Origin of the sequence: Allofournierella sp., from assembly GCF_017889395.1 — a bacterium.
Lineage (GTDB): Bacteria > Bacillota > Clostridia > Oscillospirales > Ruminococcaceae > Allofournierella.
Window position 1 is genome coordinate 1 of sequence record NZ_JAGHKE010000056.1, and the last position, 15,875, is coordinate 15,875.

Consider the following 15,875-nt stretch of genomic DNA (forward strand, 5'->3'; position numbering starts at 1 on the left):
ACGCGGGAGCGCTTTTGCAGATGACGGATCAGGAAGCCCTGGGCGACGCGCCCGACCGGCTGTATGACTTTTTGCGGCAGATGGATTTCTGGAGCGAGGAGTAGCAGTCGTAGCTGGAACTGCAGATCGCAAATGCAGACCACTGGCGCTCCGCCTCGGACAGCGTGGGATTTTCCGCATGGAATCTGAACACCACGCAGGACTGGGAACAATGGTCCTCTCTGCAATGGGAAATGAGCGCCGAGGGGCAGCTGGTGCGCATGCTGATGAGAAACTCGCGGGAATACACCGGGCAGGATCTGGAGCATCTGATGGACGAATATCTGGCGGTTACCGGGCTGGATGTGCTGGATGACTGGCAGGTGCTGGATGTGCTGATTCAGCCTTATGTGACAGAGGGAAACACGAGCGAGCTGCGGGCCCGGTATTCGCCGGGAGCGAAGCTGTATCTGTATGCCAATTATGTGAACGGCATGTTGGTGTTCGGGGTCTGCCCGCTGGAGAAGGAGGAGCTGGACCAGCTGGACGTGAGCCTGACGGAGAAATGAAACCGGAAGGAGGGGGCTGAATGAAACGGAATCATTGGCTGTTGGCAGTTGCGCTGCCTCTGCTGCTTCTGGCGGGCTGTGGCGCAAAGGAGCAGGACCTGGGGGCAGGAGCCCCCACGCCAACGCCCGAAGTTCAGATCGAGGAGCCGCAGACCCAGGTGCTGCGCAGCACAGACAGTCGGAGCTATTACACGCAAAACATACGCTATGATCTGGAAACTATGACCGCCCGCGCCTGGAGACCAGAATTGCCCCGGGGATATCAGATAACCGGCGAGGGCCCGGTCTCGGACGGGCAGGCGCTGTATTTCCTTCTGACCCGACCGGGAGAGTCATCCGGTGAGGCGCTGGCCCGGATGCCGCTGGAGGGTGGAGCGGTACAGATCCTTTACGAATGCCGCGAGCATGAGCAGATCGGGATTGCCTATACCGACGGCGCGGGAGAATACTGCAAACGGCCCATCCTACTGCGCAGCGGCGAACGGCGCTGCTTCCTTGTACACCAATGGACCGAGGAGGATGGGAATTCCACCTGGCTTTATGCGTGGGACCCGGCGTCCGGCAGCTGTGAGCCGGTGAAGCGGCTGGGCAGTCACCTGCGCTTCTGGGGCGAGTATCAGGGCCGGGCTGTGCTGGAGGATTCCTGGGAACCGGAAGCGGGGCTGTTTCAGCTGGATGCGGAGACCGGGGAGCTTACCGTTCTTTTGAGCGGCGAAAACGCCGAGGCAGCCGACCTGTTTCTGGGTCCGCCGTTGCTGATCCGAGGAAAGTTCGTCTGCGCAGAAAGCTATGCCGCCGACAGTGCGGACGGCAAAAATCAAGTGAACTGCCTGAATCTGGAAACCGGAGATATCAAACAACTTGCCAGCTCGGAGGAGGGGGAGCCCCTCGTCCGCATACAGGACATCTGGGACGGAAAACTGCGCGTTCGGGATACGGAAGGTGACGTGTGGTATGTGGACTGCGCCACCGGCCGGCGGGTGGAAAACGTGCTGGCGGATGAGAACGGCATGCTGCTGCACATCCGGGCGCAGATCGGGGAATATTACCTGATCGATGTGGGAAGCGACCGGTGGACGAAACAGCTGTGGATCAATGAAAAGGGGGAACCGGTGTATTCCTATGCGCCCCAAAACAGACTGGCCCTCATTGCCAAAGAGGATTACTGGGCGGGCAGGCCGGACTATCGGATTTTTAAACAGGAGGGGGAAGCGGCGGAATGAGAAGGGCAAAACAGTTGCTGGCATCGGCGCTGGTACTGCTGCTTATGGTGGGCTGCGGGCAGTCGGCCGAATCCACGGCTCCCGTGGCCCTGGCAGAGCCGGAGCAGGCGGAAGAGACCCGTCTGGAGGGCTGGCTTTTTCCCTGGGATGGACAGCGGTATTACACCGGCCAAAATGAGGTGTGTGATACTGCCGATATGACCACCCGCCCCCTCTCCCTGACCATGGGGCCATGGGAACATCTGACCGGCTATCCGGTCGCCGACGGCAGATTTTTGTACTACTTCACCTCGGATACCCAGTATGCGCCTGACCTGAGCGAACAGGTGTGGCGCTGCAATCCGGACGGCAGCGGCGCAAAAATGATCTGGAAGAGCGAGACGGGCGGGGAGGGGCTGCTGGAAAATGCGCGCCTGGGCGGCCAGGTGACGGATGCAGCCCGCATGGTGGCCTTTGCGCAGCAGGATGCGGTCTGGTTCTTTTACCGGGGAGACAATATCTTTTCCAGCCCGGAGGTGTACCGCTGCGGCGTGGAGGAAACCTCTGCCCGCCGGGTGGAATACCCGAACCCGCTTCCCAGCGGTATATTCACCGGCGAAATGAACGGGCAGCCGGTGTTCTGTGGGCTGCGGAATAAGGAGCAGGAGTACTTTTTCTGGCTGTTGGATCTTGCCACCGGCGAAACCCGCGAGCTTTTCACCCTGCCGGATACGACCGGGGATCTCAGTTTGGTTCAGGACGGCATGCTGTATTTTCAGGATCAGGAATCGGCAAGCCTGTATGAAGTGGACCTGTCCAGCGGAAAGCAGCGGCTGGTGTGGCAGCAGGAGCAAAAACCGGCGACGATCGCCTGGGTACAGTTCATCGGGGACGGGCACGCCCTTTTGGAAAACACCAGCCTTCCCATGCTGGCCTGTTCACTGGACCTGGCGAACGGCAGCATCACTGAGGCAACACTGCGGGGAATGAATGAAAGCAGCGGCGAGGAATATGTGCTGCATGCGCTGGCCCCGCTGGGAAACTGCTACGTGGTGGAGTGCCGGCATCACACCGGTATTCGAGCTGGTATGAGCCTAGCGGGCGAACCGCAGCAGGAGCGGTATTTTTGGGGAGACTATGCTCTCATCGAGAAAGAGGACTACTGGAACAACGTGCCCGAGTACCGGTACTTCACCTGGGTGGATGATGGATGAATTTTGACCGCGGGCATTGTTTTGTGTTCCCGGCTCTGCTACAATAGGGGGCAGAAAACAATGGGAAAAGGCGGTCGAACATCCATGAACAGAAAACACATTGTATGCTACGGCGATTCCAACACCTGGGGCTATTGCGCCGCCACCGGCGGCCGCTATGAGGACGACGTGCGCTGGACCCGCCTTTTGCAGGAGCAGCTGGGCGAAGGCTATCTGGTGGCGGAGGAGGGAGTGTGCGGCCGCACCACCGTGTTTGAGGACCCGCTGAACGAAGGCCTCTGCGGCTTTGCACACCTGGCCCCGGCGCTGAACGCTCACAGCCCGCTGGACCTCTTGGTGGTGATGCTGGGCACCAACGACTGCAAGCAGCGTTATTCCGCCACCGCCCAGAACATTGCCGACGGGCTGGCCCGTCTGGTGACCCGGGCAAAGCAGCTGCCGGTGTGGGCAGGCGAACCCAGGGTGCTGATCGTGGCGCCCATCATGATCGATCCCCGGGTACATCAGGTGCCCCGCATAGGCCAGGAGATGGGCGAGGGCTGCGTGGAAAAATCCCGCCTGCTGCCCGCTCTGATGGAGCAGACCGCCCGGGATACCGGCTGCGAATTCATGGACTGCAACCCCTACGTGCAGCCGGGCGAGGCGGACTGGATGCACTTTGACGCAGCCAGCCAGGCCCGCTTTGCGCTGGCGCTGGAGGCCAAGATCCGGGTGCTGCTCAGCGGCAGGAGCTGATTACCCGTACGCATAGCGCTTTTTCACACCCCATATCCTTGTACAAAAAGGATATGGGGTGTTGTTTTATGCTGCATGCGCTCACGTTGACAGTTCTGGCCGGGCTGAGCACCGGCATCGGCGGTCTGGTGGCCGCGCTCTTTCGCCCCGGACGGCGGGCCATGGCGCTGTGCAGCGGCTTTGCGGCGGGGGTGATGCTGGCCGTGAGTCTGCTGGACCTGCTACCCCATGCGCTGGCGGGCTGGCGGGAGGCCATGGGTCCGGTGGGCGCGGGGCTGGCGGTGACCAGCCTTGCACTGCTGGGCATGGCTTCGGCGGCGCTGCTGGAGCAGCTTCTGCCCGAGGCAAAGCAACAGCAGGGCGGAGAAGGCAGGGCGGCTGCGTTTCGGGGCGCACTGGTCACCGGTCTGGCACTGCTGGCCCACAATCTGCCGGAGGGGGCACTCACCCTGTTTGCCGGGGTGGCGGACCCGGCGGCGGGGCTGCGGCTGAGCCTGGCGGTGGGGCTGCACAACCTGCCCGAGGGCCTGGCGGTGGCTGCGCCGCTGTATTACGCCACCAAAAGCCGGGCAAAGGCGGCGGGTGCGGCTTTTGCCAGCGGATTGGCCGAGCCGCTGGGGGCGGTGCTGGCCTTTGGGCTGCTGGGGTCTCTGCTCACTCCGGGCTTTCTGAACGGAATGCTGGCCGGAGTGGCCGGGGTGATGTGCTGGGCGGCGGCCTTTGAGCTGCTGCCCATGGCCTACCGGCTGGGTCCGGGGTCCCGGGCTGCGGCGGGCTTCGCGGTCGGGGTTTTGACGATGCTACTTGGAATCAGTTTATTATCGTGATATAATAAAGCAGATTATCTTTTTTGGCTCGGGGTACGAGATGCCACGGGCAGGAAGGGGGCGACGGCCGTGAAACGAATGGCTTTGGCAGCGCTCACGCTGGCGGCGTGCCTTTTGTGCGGCTGCACCGGCAGCATGAGCGGCGGGGTGGAGGAGCTTCTGCGTGCCCCTCAGCTGGCCGGTCCCCAGACCAATGTGCAGCGGGCGATCACGGCCTATCTGGGCGAAGCGCCCCAGCTGAAATACCCCCAGAACGGCGATATCCTCTCCCCCTTTCTGTTCGGAGACTGGAACGGCGACGGCTCCATGGATGCGGCAGCGCTGTATGTGAGCTCCGGGATGCAGAACGTCTGCCTGGCAATTCTGGAGCAGAGCGGCGGCAGCTGGGTGGTGACCCAGGAAATCGAGGGCCTTTCCGCCGAGGTGGACAGCGTGAGCACAGCAGCCATGAGTGGTGACGGCGGGGTTCAGCTGCTGATTGGCTATGTGGGCACCAGCGGGGAAAAATATCTTTCGGTGTATGCCTATCAGGACCAGACCCTCACCCAGGTGATGGAGCAGGCTTATTCCCAGTATGAATTGCAGGACATCACCGGAAGCGGCCTGAAGGACCTGATTTTGATCGGCCCCCAGACGGGTGACGGAATGAAGGTGCAGCTGCTCACGGCCATCCGGGGCGAATTTACCATGGCCCAGGAATTCTGGCTGAGCCCGGAACGTTTTTCCAGCTGCGAGGGCCTGCATCTGAGCAGCGGGTCGGACGGCGGCTATTATCTGGTGCTGGACGGCTACGTGGGTTCCGGCTCGGCGCTGGCCAGCATCCTGCTCGGTTATAATGCGACCACCCAGCAGCTGGAGGAATATGTTCCGCTGCTGCCGGTGGATATCTACACCGAAAGCATCCGTTATTCCAGCCTGCTCACCAGCAGGGACATCGACGGCGACGGAACGGTGGAGATTCCGGTGGAGCTGCCGGACGCCAACGGAAACATCTCGGTGAGCCGCCTGAGCTTTGTGGCCTGGATGGATTACACCAGCACCGACCCGGAGAAGAGCTTCGGTATTGTGGATCTGGAAAACGGCTTTTATCTGGAGCTGCCCCCCAGCTGGGAGGGCAAGATCCAGGTGAAGGAGGGCTCGCAGGAGGGCAGCTGGGCCATCCGCAGCCTGGAGGACGGCACCGGCTACCTGGAGGTCCGGGTGGTGGAGCCCAGCACCGAGGGCGGGTCCTATTTCCGCCTGGGGAACGTGGGCGGCAAAAAGGTACAGGCCAGGATTCTGGCTTCCCATATCGGCGAAAACGGCGAAAACCTGCAGCCGGCGGCAATGACCGGCTGCTTCCGGATGCTGTGAGCGGCGCAAAGCCGCCCGCCCCGTTTTTATAGGAGGTTTGATTGCATGCGTAGAGTGTTAGTTGTGGAAGACGAGACCAGCATCCGCGAGCTGATCGCCTTGAATCTTCAGATGGCAGGCTATCAGGTGCTGGAGGCAGGCAGTGCTGAGCAGGGCCTGGCGCTGCTCAGCCAGGGCCAGAAGTGCGACGCTGCCGTGCTGGATGTGATGCTGCCCGGCATGAACGGCTTTTCCCTGTGCGAGACCATCCGCCGGGACGACCCGAACATCGGCATCATCATTCTGAGCGCCAAGAGCATGGAGCAGGATAAGATCCGGGGTCTGTCCATCGGAGCGGATGATTATATGACCAAGCCCTTCAGCGTATCCGAGCTGCTGGCCCGCATCGAGGCGCTGTGTCGCCGGGTCAACCGGGGCGCGGCGGAGGCCCCTGTGCCGGACGAGACCCGCATGGTAAGCGGCCAGTTTATTCTGGACCAGAAAAGCCGGGTGCTGTACAAGGCGGGCAAGCCCATTGATCTGACCCAGGTTGAGTTCCAGATCATGGAGCTGTTCTTCCAGAACCCCGGCACCGCACTGGTGCGGGAAAAGATCCTGGAAGGGGTCTGGGGCGAGAATTACTACGGCGACGTGAAGATCGTGGATGTGAACATCCGCCGCCTTCGCATGAAGGTGGAGGACGAGCCCTCCAGCCCCAAGCACATCCTCACCGTGTGGGGCTACGGCTACCGCTGGAACGGATGACAGGCAGACACGCAGGAAGGGGGCTGCCATGAACAGCATCACCAAACGATGGCTGCGCAGCAGCCTTCTGATCACCTTTTTGCTGGTGGCGGGTGCGGTGAGCATCTATATCTATACCCTGATCTCCGGCAGCTACAACGGGGTGCAGCAGGCTATGCTCAGCCGAATTTCCAGCATGGGCGGTCAGCTGAAGATCACCACCGGCCAGAGCGCGGAGCAGACCTCCCAGAATCGGAGCAGCCTGCTGCGCCGGATGGTGGAGCAGTTCGACGAGAAGGACAAGTTCGAGTTCATGCTGCTGGACAGCGAGGGTCAGGTGATCGCCACCTCCTCGGGCGGAACGCTGCGCTACGAAAAGGCCCCCGAGGATTTTCTCATGGCCATGGAATCCTCCAACAGCGGCGGCCGAAGCGTGTACACCAGCGTGACCGGCGAGCGGGTGATGGCCCTTACCGTAATGGTGCCCTACCCGGCGGAGGATGTGGCGGCCCTGCGTATGGTCACCAGCCTGACCATGGTGGACCAGATGATGGTGGAGCGGATACTGCTGGCTTTGGGCCTCGGTGCGGTGATTCTGCTGTTCAGCGTCTGGAGCGGCGTGTTTTTCATCCGTTCCATCGTGCGTCCGCTGGACGAGGTGGAGCAGACAGCGAATGCCATCGCCCGGGGCGATCTGAGCGCTCGCCTGCCCGAGGGCAGCGACGGCGACGAGATCGGGCGGCTGTGCAACACCATCAACCAGATGGCGGGGGAGCTTTCCAAGACCGAGCGGCTGCAGAACGAGTTTATCTCGTCGGTGAGCCACGAGCTGCGCACTCCGCTCACCAGCATCCGGGGCTGGGTGGAGACCATCGCCCATATCCGGGACCCGGAGGACGAAAACTACCGCAAGGGCCTGTCCATCATCGGGCGGGAGACCGACCGGCTGTATGATATGGTGGAGGAGCTGCTCAGCTTTTCCCGGCTGCAGAGCGGCGTGAAGCTGGAATGCCGGCCGCTGGATCTGGTGGCCGAACTCACCGATGCGGCCCTGTTCATGGAGGCGCGCATCCGCGCCGAGGGGCTGCGGCTGGTGTATGAGGAGCCGGAGCTGCCTTTGCCCATCTGGGCGGATGGCAGTCGGCTGCGCCAGGTGTTCATCAACGTGATGGACAATGCGGTGAAGTACTCCTCGCCCGGCGGAGCCATCACCCTGGACCTGTTGCAGGACGGCGAGAATGTATACGTGCTGATCAAGGACGAGGGCCGGGGCATTGCGCCGGACGATCTGGAAAATGTGAAGCTGAAATTCTTCAAGGGCAAGGGCGCGGTGCGCGGCAGCGGCATCGGTCTTGCGGTGGTGGATGAGATCATGACCGCGCTGGACGGCTCGGCGGACATTGCCTCTGAGCTGGGCAAGGGCACCACTGTGACCCTGCGCCTGCCCATCTATCGGGGCAGCGGGGAAGCGCCCGCCTGGGCGGTGAACGACCCGGCGGAGAGCCCGGAAAAGGAGTAACCCTGTGACGATTTTGATTTTGCTCGTTCTGGCGGCGGCGCTGGCCCTGGCGCTGGAGCGGCCGATGGAACGCACGGTCCCGGCTGTTCTGGCCGGGGCCGCTCTTGTGACCTACTGCGCCACGCTGGCCGGGCAGAAAAGCACGGCGCTGCCGGTGATGGCAGTGTGCGCCGGTGTGGCTTTCCTTGCGGCGGTGGTTCGCTGCCGCAAAGCGGGCGCGGGCCGATGCACGGCGGTGCTTGTGCGGCCGGCCGTTTTGGCGTTGGTGCTGGCACTGGCTGCTGGCTGGCTGCTGATGCGGCAGATCCGTTTCGTGATGCTGGACGACCTGCTCCACTGGGCGCTTTTCAGCAAGCAGATGTGCGGGCTAGAGGCCTTTCCCGACGGAGCGCAGCTGGCCAGCGCCTATGCGGACTATCCGCCCGGCGCCCAGATGCTGCTGGTGTTTTTGCAGATCGGGCAGCCCTTTTCCCATCCGCTGCTGTTCTGGGGCCAGCTGCTGTGGTACACCGGCCTGACGCTGCCCCTTCTGGAGAAAACAGGCGAGGGCGGTAGACTGCAACGAATCGCTGCCGCAGTGGGCGGCGCGGTGTTCCTGCTGCTGTTCCCGGCGGTGTTCAATCACTATTACAACGAGAGCCTGGTGGTGGAGCCTCTGATGGGCCTGATGCTGGGCTGCATGGCTTACACTGCCTGGCGCAGCCGCACCGGGCCGGATCTTCTGGACGGGCTGACCGTGAGCCTGCTGGCCTGCCTGCTGGTGCTGACCAAGAGCACCGGCATTCTGTATGCGGCGGCGGGGCTGCTGGCCGCGGCGATTTTGTGGCGGCGGGCGCTGTTTTGCAGCAAAGGCCGGGCCTGCAGACTTGCCTTTGCGGGTGTTGCCGTGGCGGCTGCCGCGGGTCTGTGGCAAAGCTGGCGCTGGCTGTGCGTGGAAAAGGGGTATGTTTCCTATTTCACCGAGGATGCGCCCCAGGCCTATACGCTGGAGAATCTGACCGCCTTTTTGAAGGGCGAGGGTCTGGCGGGGCAGGTGATCCCCTCCTTTTTGCGGGCGCTGGCGGTTCAGCCGCTGGCCAAGCGATGGGGGCTTTCCGCCCTGGCGATGCTGGCAGTGGTGTGGGCGCTGGCCTGCCTGCTGCCCCGGCTGCGCCGGACCGGACTGCGGCCGGTGCTGACAGTTTTTACATTGATTTTTGTTGTGTATGCGGCATCGGTGTGCTATTCTTATGTATACCTGTTCCAGGAGGGCGAGGCGCTGACCCTTTCCGCCTTCAGCCGCTACATCGGCCCGCTGCCCACCGGAGCCCTTTATCTGGTGTTGGGGGCGGCGCTATGGCAGTATTGGGGAAGGGGAAAGCCCCTGGCCTGGTGCTGCGCGGGCGCGGCCTTCCTTGCCTGCGTGAACTGGTATGCCCCGGCCCGCTGGCTGCCCGGCGCTTACCAGACGGTGTTTGAACAGTTCATGGGCGATCAGGCATCCGGAGTGGACGGCATCCTGCAGGAGGCTGAGGCGCTGCACGGCTGCCTGGAACCCACGGACCGGGTGCTGGCGATCACCCAGACCTCCTCCATGGACCGGCTGGGCCAGCTGCTGCGCTATGCGCTGCTGCCCAATCAGGTGGAATACTGGTCTCCCACCGAGTGCGGCGATTCCCACGGGCTTTCGCTGCGGTGGAACGAGTATCTGGTGGAGCAGGGGTTTGAATATGTATACTGCGCGGCGGATGGCCAGCCCACCGCGGACCAGGAGCTGCTGACCGACCAGACCGGTGCGCCGGTGCGGTCAGGCTGGCTTTACCGGGTGAACACAGAGGACGGCACAGTGCAGCTGGAGCCGGTGTGTCAGCCCGGCTGAAAGGAGAAAGAATGGAAAAACCAAAGGAATGTTTTAAGACCAGCGTGGGCGGCCAGGCCCTGATGGAAGGCATCATGATGCGCGGCCCCAAAAAAATCTGCGTGGCCGTGCGCAAGCCGGACGGCGAGATCGACCTGACCATGGAGGACGTGAAGCATCACAGTTGGCAGAAGATCCCCTTTGTACGGGGCGCCTGCGCCATGATTGAAAATCTGGTGCTGGGCTATCGGTACCTGATGCACTCCGCCGAGGTGAGCATGACCGAGGAGAAGCAGGAGCAGCCCAGCAAGCTGGATCTGTGGCTGGAGGAGCACACCGGGCCCAAATTCCAGAGCTTTCTGATGGGGCTGGCCGCGGTGATCGGCGGCATGATGGCCATTGTGCTCTTTATGGTACTGCCCACCGCCATTGTGGGCGGCGTGAACCATTTTGTGCCCCTGGGCTGGGGCAAGGTTCTGCTGGAGGGCGTGCTCAAGATCGCCATGTTCGTGATCTATCTGTTCCTGTGCACCCGCATGAAGGAGATCCACCGGGTATTTGAGTACCACGGTGCGGAGCACAAGACCATCGCCTGCTATGAGGCGGGCGAGGAGCTGACGGTGGAGAACATCCGCCGCCACTGCCGGTTCCATCCTCGCTGCGGCACCAGCTTTATGATCCTGGTGCTGATCGTGAGCATCCTTCTGTTCAGCGTGCTGCCCTGGAACAGCACCGGCCTGCGGGTGGTGCTCAAGCTGCTTTTGCTGCCGGTGGTCATGGGCATCAGCTATGAGCTGATCAAGCTGGCGGGCCGGTACGATAATCTGGCCACCCGCATCATCAGTGCACCGGGCCTCTGGCTGCAGCATCTGACCACCTTCGAGCCGGATGATTCCATGATCGAGGTGGCCATCGCCGCGGTGAAGCCGGTGCTGCCCGGCCGCCCGGAGGAGGGGCTGTGGTAAGCGGTGCGCCCCGGGCCGCCCATGTCTGGGCGCGGGCCCGGCTGGAGGCGGCCGGTGTGGAGGATGCGGCTTTTGATGCGGCCTGCCTGATGGAGCTGGTGGCGGGCAAAAACTGGCGCTGGGCGGACGGTGAGCTGACCGAAGCGCAGAAGGAACGCCTGGAGCAGCTGACCGAAAAGCGGGCGCAGCGGTATCCGCTGCAGTATCTGGCGGGGCACTGGCCCTTCCTGGATTTTGAGCTGGAGGTGGGCCCCGGGGTGCTGATCCCCCGGGCGGACACCGAGCTGCTGTGCGAGACCGGTGCCGAACTGCTGGCGGGCAAGACCGGCCCTCAGGTGCTGGACCTGTGCGCCGGAAGCGGCTGTGTGGGCCTGGGCGTCAAGCGGCTGGTTCCCGCCGCCCGGGTCACCTGCTTGGAAAAAAGCCCCGAGGCCTTTAATTATCTGACCCGCAATGCTGCCGGAGCACTGCCCGGCTTCGATTCGGAGCGGCCCGCGGTGCAGCCGGTGGCAGGGGATGTATTCACCTACCAGAACGAACTGGAGCCGGAGAGCCTGGACCTCGTCCTCTCCAACCCGCCCTACGTGACCGGCGAAGAGATGAAGACCCTGGAGCCGGAGCTGCGCTTTGAGCCGGAAATGGCCCTGGAGGCGGAGCACGAGGGGCTGGCCTTTTACGAGCACATTGCCCCCGGTTACTTTGCTGCGCTGCGGCACGGGGGCTGGCTGGCGGTGGAGATCGGCTGGGCCCAGGGGGCGGCGGTGCGCGGCATTTTTGAGGCCGCGGGCTACCGGAATGTGGCCGTCCGGCAGGATCTGGCGGGCAAGGACCGGGTGGTTCTGGGCCAAAAGCCCTGAAAAAAGGGGGAAAAGGTCCGATAAAACGGTCGATCAACAAGAAACTTACAACTTGCAGTTGTAAGTTTCTTTTCTTTTGTGTATAATAAGAGCATGCGAAACAAAAGCCGCCCGGTCCGTTGGGCCTGTGGTGGAAAGTGATGAAAACGAATCCGATTTGAATAAAGGAGCAAGAAGCATTATGGCAGACAAGAAACCTCTTCCTTCCCCCAGCAAAAAGGCGGCGGGAGACAAAAAGGCTGCGCTGGAAACCGCGCTGGCTCAGATCGAAAAGCAGTTCGGCAAGGGCGCTGTGATGAAGCTGGGCAGCAACGTGTCCATGCAGGTGGATGCCATTTCCACCGGCAGCCTGTCGCTGGACCTGGCGCTGGGTGTGGGCGGTATGCCCCGCGGCCGTGTGGTGGAGATCTACGGACCGGAATCCAGCGGTAAGACCACCCTGGCGCTGCATGTGCTGGCCGAGGCCCAGAAGGCCGGCGGCGAGGTGGCCTTCATCGACGTGGAGCACGCGCTGGACCCGGTGTATGCCCGCGCCCTGGGTGTGGATATCGACAGCCTGCTGGTGAGCCAGCCGGACACCGGCGAACAGGCGCTGGAGATCTGCGAGGCGCTGGTGCGCTCCGGCGCCATCGATGCCATCGTTATCGACTCGGTGGCCGCCATGGTGCCCCGCGCTGAGATCGAGGGTGAGATGGGCGACTCCCACGTGGGCCTGCAGGCCCGCCTGATGAGCCAGGCCCTGCGCAAGCTGACCGGTGTTATCGGCAAGACCAACACCGTGGCCATCTTCATCAACCAGCTGCGTGAAAAGGTGGGTGTGTCCTACGGCAACCCCGAGGTGACCGCCGGCGGCCGCGCGCTGAAATACTATTCCTCCGTGCGCATCGATGTGCGCCGCATTGAGGGCCTGAAGGATTCCACCGGCGCCTTCATCGGCAACCGCACCCGCGCCAAGGTGGTCAAGAACAAGGTGGCGCCTCCCTTCAAGGAGGCCGAGTTCGACATCATGTTCGGCGAGGGCATCAGCAAGACCGGCGAGATCCTGGATCTGGCGGTGACCCTGGGCATCGTGCAGAAGAGCGGCGCGTGGTTCAGCTATGGCGAGACCCGCTTGGGCCAGGGCCGCGATAACGTGAAGATCTATTTCAAGGAGCATCCCGAGCTGATGGCCGAGATCGAAGAGCTGGTGCGCCAGAACGCCGATAAGCTGGTGAAGGGCGGCAAGAAGGCAAAGGGCTCGGTGACCCCGGTGGTGGCTGCGCCTGCCCCCGCCGCAGCAGAGGCTCCCGCCAAGGAGCAGGCTGTATCGGTAAGCGAGGCCGACCTGGACATCATGGTCGAGGACTGAGCCGGTGCTGTTTGAAGAGGAGGACAAGGCCTACCGCCGCGCGCTGGATAAGGCCATGGAATACCTCTCGCTGCGGGATCATTCCAGCGGCGAGCTGTACGATAAAGTGCGCAAAAAGCTGGAGAACGACCGGGCGGCCGCGGCAGCCGTGGCCCGCTGCGTGGAGCTGGGGCTGCTCAACGACGAGGCCTTTGCCCGCCACCGGGCAAAATACCTGCTGGCCCGGCACAAAAGCCCGGCCCAGATCCGGGCCCATCTGGCGGAAAAGGGCGTGGACCGGCAGATTGCCGCTCAGGTGCTGGAGGAGCTTTTTGAAGAGGAAAGCCCCGCCGACGCGGTTTACCAGCTGCTGTGCCGCAGCTATGGCCGCAAGCTGGCGGCGGGCAAGCGCCAGAATGTGATCGCCGCCATGGCCCGTCGGGGCTTTTCCCTGGGGGATATCAAGGAGGCGCTGGCCCGCTGGGAGGAGGAAAACCCGCCCGAAGAGGACCAGCCGGACTGGGAACCGGAGTTCTGAACGGCGAAAAGGGCGGGGGAAGGGCCGGATTTCCGCCAACTTCCACCCTGCAAAGCTGGACTTTACCCCTAGAAACATGATAGAATAAAAAGGCGAGGGAGGCTGCTCCCTCGCCTTTTCCTGTAATGACCGCCCGCCCGTGAATCGAGAGCGGCGCGGCGCAAACGAACCAGACAAAAAGGAGAATACTGCATTGAATATCGCAATCATTTCGCTGGGCTGCCCCAAAAACCAGGTGGATGCCGACGTGATGTGCCACGGTCTCATCGCTGCCGGTCACACCACCACCGCCGACCTGAGCTTGGCGGATGTGATCATCGTGAACACCTGCGGCTTCATCGAGAGCGCCAAGACCGAAGCCATCGAGAATATCCTGAACGCCTGCTCCTACAAGGAGCAGAACCCCAACCTGAAGGTGGTGGTCACCGGCTGCCTGGCCGAGCGCTATCAGCATGAGATCCGCACCGAGATCCCTGAGGTGGATGCGGTGGTGGGCATCGGCTCCAACAAGGCCATTCCCCAGATCATCGACCGTCTGTGCGGCGGTGCGGAGGACCAGAACCGGGAATACTACGGCCCCAAGACCGAACTGCCTCTGGGCGGCCGCCGGGTGATCTCCACCCCCCATCACTACGCCTATCTGAAAATTGCCGAGGGCTGCAATAACCGCTGCCACTACTGCGCCATCCCGCTGATCCGCGGTCCGCTGCGCAGCCGTCCCATGGAGGACTGCCTGGCCGAGGCCCGCTGGCTGGCCAACGAGGGCGTGAAGGAACTGGTGCTGGTTGCTCAGGACCCCACCGCCTACGGCGATGACTGGGGCAAGAACAGCATCTGCGAGCTGCTGGACGAGCTGAACAAGATCGAGGGCATCCGCTGGATCCGCATCCTGTATGCCTACCCTGAGCGCATCACCGACGCCTTCATCGCGGCCATGGCCCGCAACGAGAAGGTGGTGCCCTATCTGGACCTGCCCATCCAGCATTGCAACAGCCGGGTGCTCAAGGCCATGAACCGCAAGGGCGATCGTCAGGTGGTGGAAAGCGCCATCCAGCGGCTGCGTCAGGCCATTCCCGGCATCACCCTGCGCACCACTCTGATCGCGGGTTACCCCGGCGAGACCGAGGAGGAGTTCGAGGAGCTGTGTCAGTTCGTGAAGGACACCGCCTTTGAGCGGCTGGGCTGCTTTGCCTTCAGCCCCGAGGAGGACACTGTGGCTGCCTCCATGCCGGACCAGCTGCCGGAGGAGGAGAAGCAGCGCCGGGCCGATATCATCATGCGCGCCCAAGCCAACATCAGCGCCGCCAAGCTGGAGGAGAAGGTGGGCAAGACCCTCATCGTGATCTGCGACGGCATCGACGAGGAGAGCGGCCTGTACCTGTGCCGCAGCGAGGCGGATGCCCCGGAGATCGACGGCAACGTGTGCGTTTCCAGCGAGGACTCGATGTATCCCGGCGAGTTCTATCAGGTGTACATCGAGGAAAGCGATATGTACGATCTGTACGGCTATGTAGTGGAGGATGAGAAGGATGAATCTGCCCAATAAGCTTACCCTGGCCCGCATCGTGCTGGTGCCGGTGTTTATGGTACTGGCTCAGATGAGCCAGTACGGCACCTCCAGCTTTGACCCCGTCTGGTATCTGGCGGCGGGTGTGGTGTTCGCGGTGGCCAGCTTCACCGATTTTCTGGACGGCTACCTGGCCCGCAAGTGGAACCTGGTGACCGACTTCGGCAAATTTGCCGACCCCCTGGCCGACAAGCTGCTCACCACTGTGGCCTTCCTGTACATGATGCGGGACGGCGTGTGCAGCATCTGGGTGGTGGCCATCATCCTGGCCCGGGAGTTTGCCGTGGCCGGTGTGCGCATGGTGGCGGCTTCCTCCAATCATGTGATCGCGGCCAACATGTGGGGCAAGGTGAAAACCGTGCTGCAGATGCTCACGATCCTGTTCTACTATTTTGCGGCGGCCTTCTCCAGCGGCGGCGATATCATGGCGGTAGGCCTGATCTCCATGGTGCTGTGCTGGGCGGTGGCGCTGGTGACCCTGCTCTCCGGCGGCATCTACCTGTGGCAGAACCGGGAATGCTTTATGAACGCCAAGTGATTCCGCTGTTTTCATTGTAAAAAAGAAAAAGGACCTGCCTTCCTGCTGGAAGGCGGGTCCTTTTTTGTGTCAAAAACAGGATTACAGGTGGCGGATGGCCAGTGCGTTTGCGGTCAGGTCCTTGT

General features: G+C 62.6%; 15 protein-coding genes. All 15 read left to right on the forward strand.

What is annotated here, in order from left to right; translation table 11 throughout:
- Positions 1-164 precede the first annotated feature (164 nt).
- On the forward strand, positions 165-548 hold the full coding sequence (locus J7G73_RS08210; protein WP_291245899.1) for a hypothetical protein: 384 nt from the start codon (positions 165-167) through the stop codon (positions 546-548).
- Positions 549-568: 20 nt separating this feature from the next.
- Positions 569-1,771, forward strand: coding sequence for a hypothetical protein (locus J7G73_RS08215; protein WP_291245900.1), 1,203 nt, complete (start codon positions 569-571; stop codon positions 1,769-1,771).
- On the forward strand, positions 1,768-2,964 hold the full coding sequence (locus J7G73_RS08220; protein WP_291245901.1) for a hypothetical protein: 1,197 nt from the start codon (positions 1,768-1,770) through the stop codon (positions 2,962-2,964). Before J7G73_RS08215 ends, J7G73_RS08220 begins: the two co-directional genes overlap by 4 nt.
- An 84-nt stretch (positions 2,965-3,048) precedes the next feature.
- On the forward strand, positions 3,049-3,699 hold the full coding sequence (locus J7G73_RS08225; RefSeq protein ID WP_291245902.1) for a GDSL-type esterase/lipase family protein: 651 nt from the start codon (positions 3,049-3,051) through the stop codon (positions 3,697-3,699).
- A 68-nt stretch (positions 3,700-3,767) separates the two neighbouring features.
- On the forward strand, positions 3,768-4,526 hold the full coding sequence (locus J7G73_RS08230) for a ZIP family metal transporter (protein WP_291245903.1): 759 nt from the start codon (positions 3,768-3,770) through the stop codon (positions 4,524-4,526).
- A 69-nt stretch (positions 4,527-4,595) separates the two neighbouring features.
- On the forward strand, positions 4,596-5,879 hold the full coding sequence (locus tag J7G73_RS08235; RefSeq protein ID WP_291245904.1) for a hypothetical protein: 1,284 nt from the start codon (positions 4,596-4,598) through the stop codon (positions 5,877-5,879).
- Between the two features lie 45 nt (positions 5,880-5,924).
- Positions 5,925-6,623 carry a response regulator transcription factor gene (locus J7G73_RS08240; RefSeq protein ID WP_087180809.1) on the forward strand — a complete coding sequence of 233 codons (699 nt, stop codon included), beginning with the start codon at positions 5,925-5,927 and terminating at the stop codon, positions 6,621-6,623.
- Positions 6,624-6,651: 28 nt separating this feature from the next.
- Positions 6,652-8,121 (forward strand): HAMP domain-containing sensor histidine kinase, encoded by a 1,470-nt coding sequence (locus J7G73_RS08245; protein WP_087292240.1) that lies wholly within the window; start codon positions 6,652-6,654, stop codon positions 8,119-8,121.
- Positions 8,122-8,125: 4 nt separating this feature from the next.
- Entirely contained in the window at positions 8,126-9,979 is a 1,854-nt protein-coding gene (locus tag J7G73_RS08250; protein ID WP_291245905.1) for a hypothetical protein, read from the forward strand.
- A gap of 11 nt (positions 9,980-9,990) precedes the next feature.
- Positions 9,991-10,923, forward strand: a complete 933-nt coding sequence (locus J7G73_RS08255) for a DUF1385 domain-containing protein (protein WP_291245906.1) — start codon at positions 9,991-9,993, stop codon at positions 10,921-10,923.
- Positions 10,917-11,780 carry a peptide chain release factor N(5)-glutamine methyltransferase gene (prmC, locus tag J7G73_RS08260; protein WP_291245907.1) on the forward strand — a complete coding sequence of 288 codons (864 nt, stop codon included), beginning with the start codon at positions 10,917-10,919 and terminating at the stop codon, positions 11,778-11,780. The genes J7G73_RS08255 and prmC overlap by 7 nt, the downstream gene beginning before the upstream one ends.
- A 181-nt stretch (positions 11,781-11,961) precedes the next feature.
- The gene (gene recA / locus J7G73_RS08265) at positions 11,962-13,128 is read left to right on the forward strand and encodes a recombinase RecA (RefSeq protein WP_087292249.1); all 1,167 of its coding nucleotides are present in this window, start codon (positions 11,962-11,964) and stop codon (positions 13,126-13,128) included.
- Positions 13,129-13,132: 4 nt separating this feature from the next.
- Entirely contained in the window at positions 13,133-13,645 is a 513-nt protein-coding gene (locus J7G73_RS08270) for a regulatory protein RecX (protein ID WP_291245908.1), read from the forward strand.
- A 193-nt stretch (positions 13,646-13,838) separates the two neighbouring features.
- Complete coding sequence (gene rimO, locus J7G73_RS08275; RefSeq protein WP_291245909.1) at positions 13,839-15,191, forward strand: 30S ribosomal protein S12 methylthiotransferase RimO; 1,353 nt, start codon at positions 13,839-13,841, stop codon at positions 15,189-15,191.
- On the forward strand, positions 15,175-15,750 hold the full coding sequence (gene pgsA / locus J7G73_RS08280; RefSeq protein ID WP_087292259.1) for a CDP-diacylglycerol--glycerol-3-phosphate 3-phosphatidyltransferase: 576 nt from the start codon (positions 15,175-15,177) through the stop codon (positions 15,748-15,750). The genes rimO and pgsA overlap by 17 nt, the downstream gene beginning before the upstream one ends.
- Positions 15,751-15,875: the final 125 nt, after the last annotated feature.

Excerpts from the sequence above, each read along its gene's own strand:
- J7G73_RS08255 (WP_291245906.1), top strand. The coding sequence starts at position 9,991 with ATGGAAAAACCAAAGGAATGTTTTAAGACCAGCGTGGGCGGCCAGGCC.
- J7G73_RS08225 (WP_291245902.1), top strand. The coding sequence starts at position 3,049 with ATGAACAGAAAACACATTGTATGCTACGGCGATTCCAACACCTGGGGC.
- pgsA (WP_087292259.1), top strand. The coding sequence starts at position 15,175 with ATGAATCTGCCCAATAAGCTTACCCTGGCCCGCATCGTGCTGGTGCCG.
- J7G73_RS08230 (WP_291245903.1), top strand. The coding sequence starts at position 3,768 with ATGCTGCATGCGCTCACGTTGACAGTTCTGGCCGGGCTGAGCACCGGC.
- J7G73_RS08240 (WP_087180809.1), top strand. The coding sequence starts at position 5,925 with ATGCGTAGAGTGTTAGTTGTGGAAGACGAGACCAGCATCCGCGAGCTG.
- J7G73_RS08215 (WP_291245900.1), top strand. The coding sequence starts at position 569 with ATGAAACGGAATCATTGGCTGTTGGCAGTTGCGCTGCCTCTGCTGCTT.
- recA (WP_087292249.1), top strand. The coding sequence starts at position 11,962 with ATGGCAGACAAGAAACCTCTTCCTTCCCCCAGCAAAAAGGCGGCGGGA.
- J7G73_RS08220 (WP_291245901.1), top strand. The coding sequence starts at position 1,768 with ATGAGAAGGGCAAAACAGTTGCTGGCATCGGCGCTGGTACTGCTGCTT.
- J7G73_RS08245 (WP_087292240.1), top strand. The coding sequence starts at position 6,652 with ATGAACAGCATCACCAAACGATGGCTGCGCAGCAGCCTTCTGATCACC.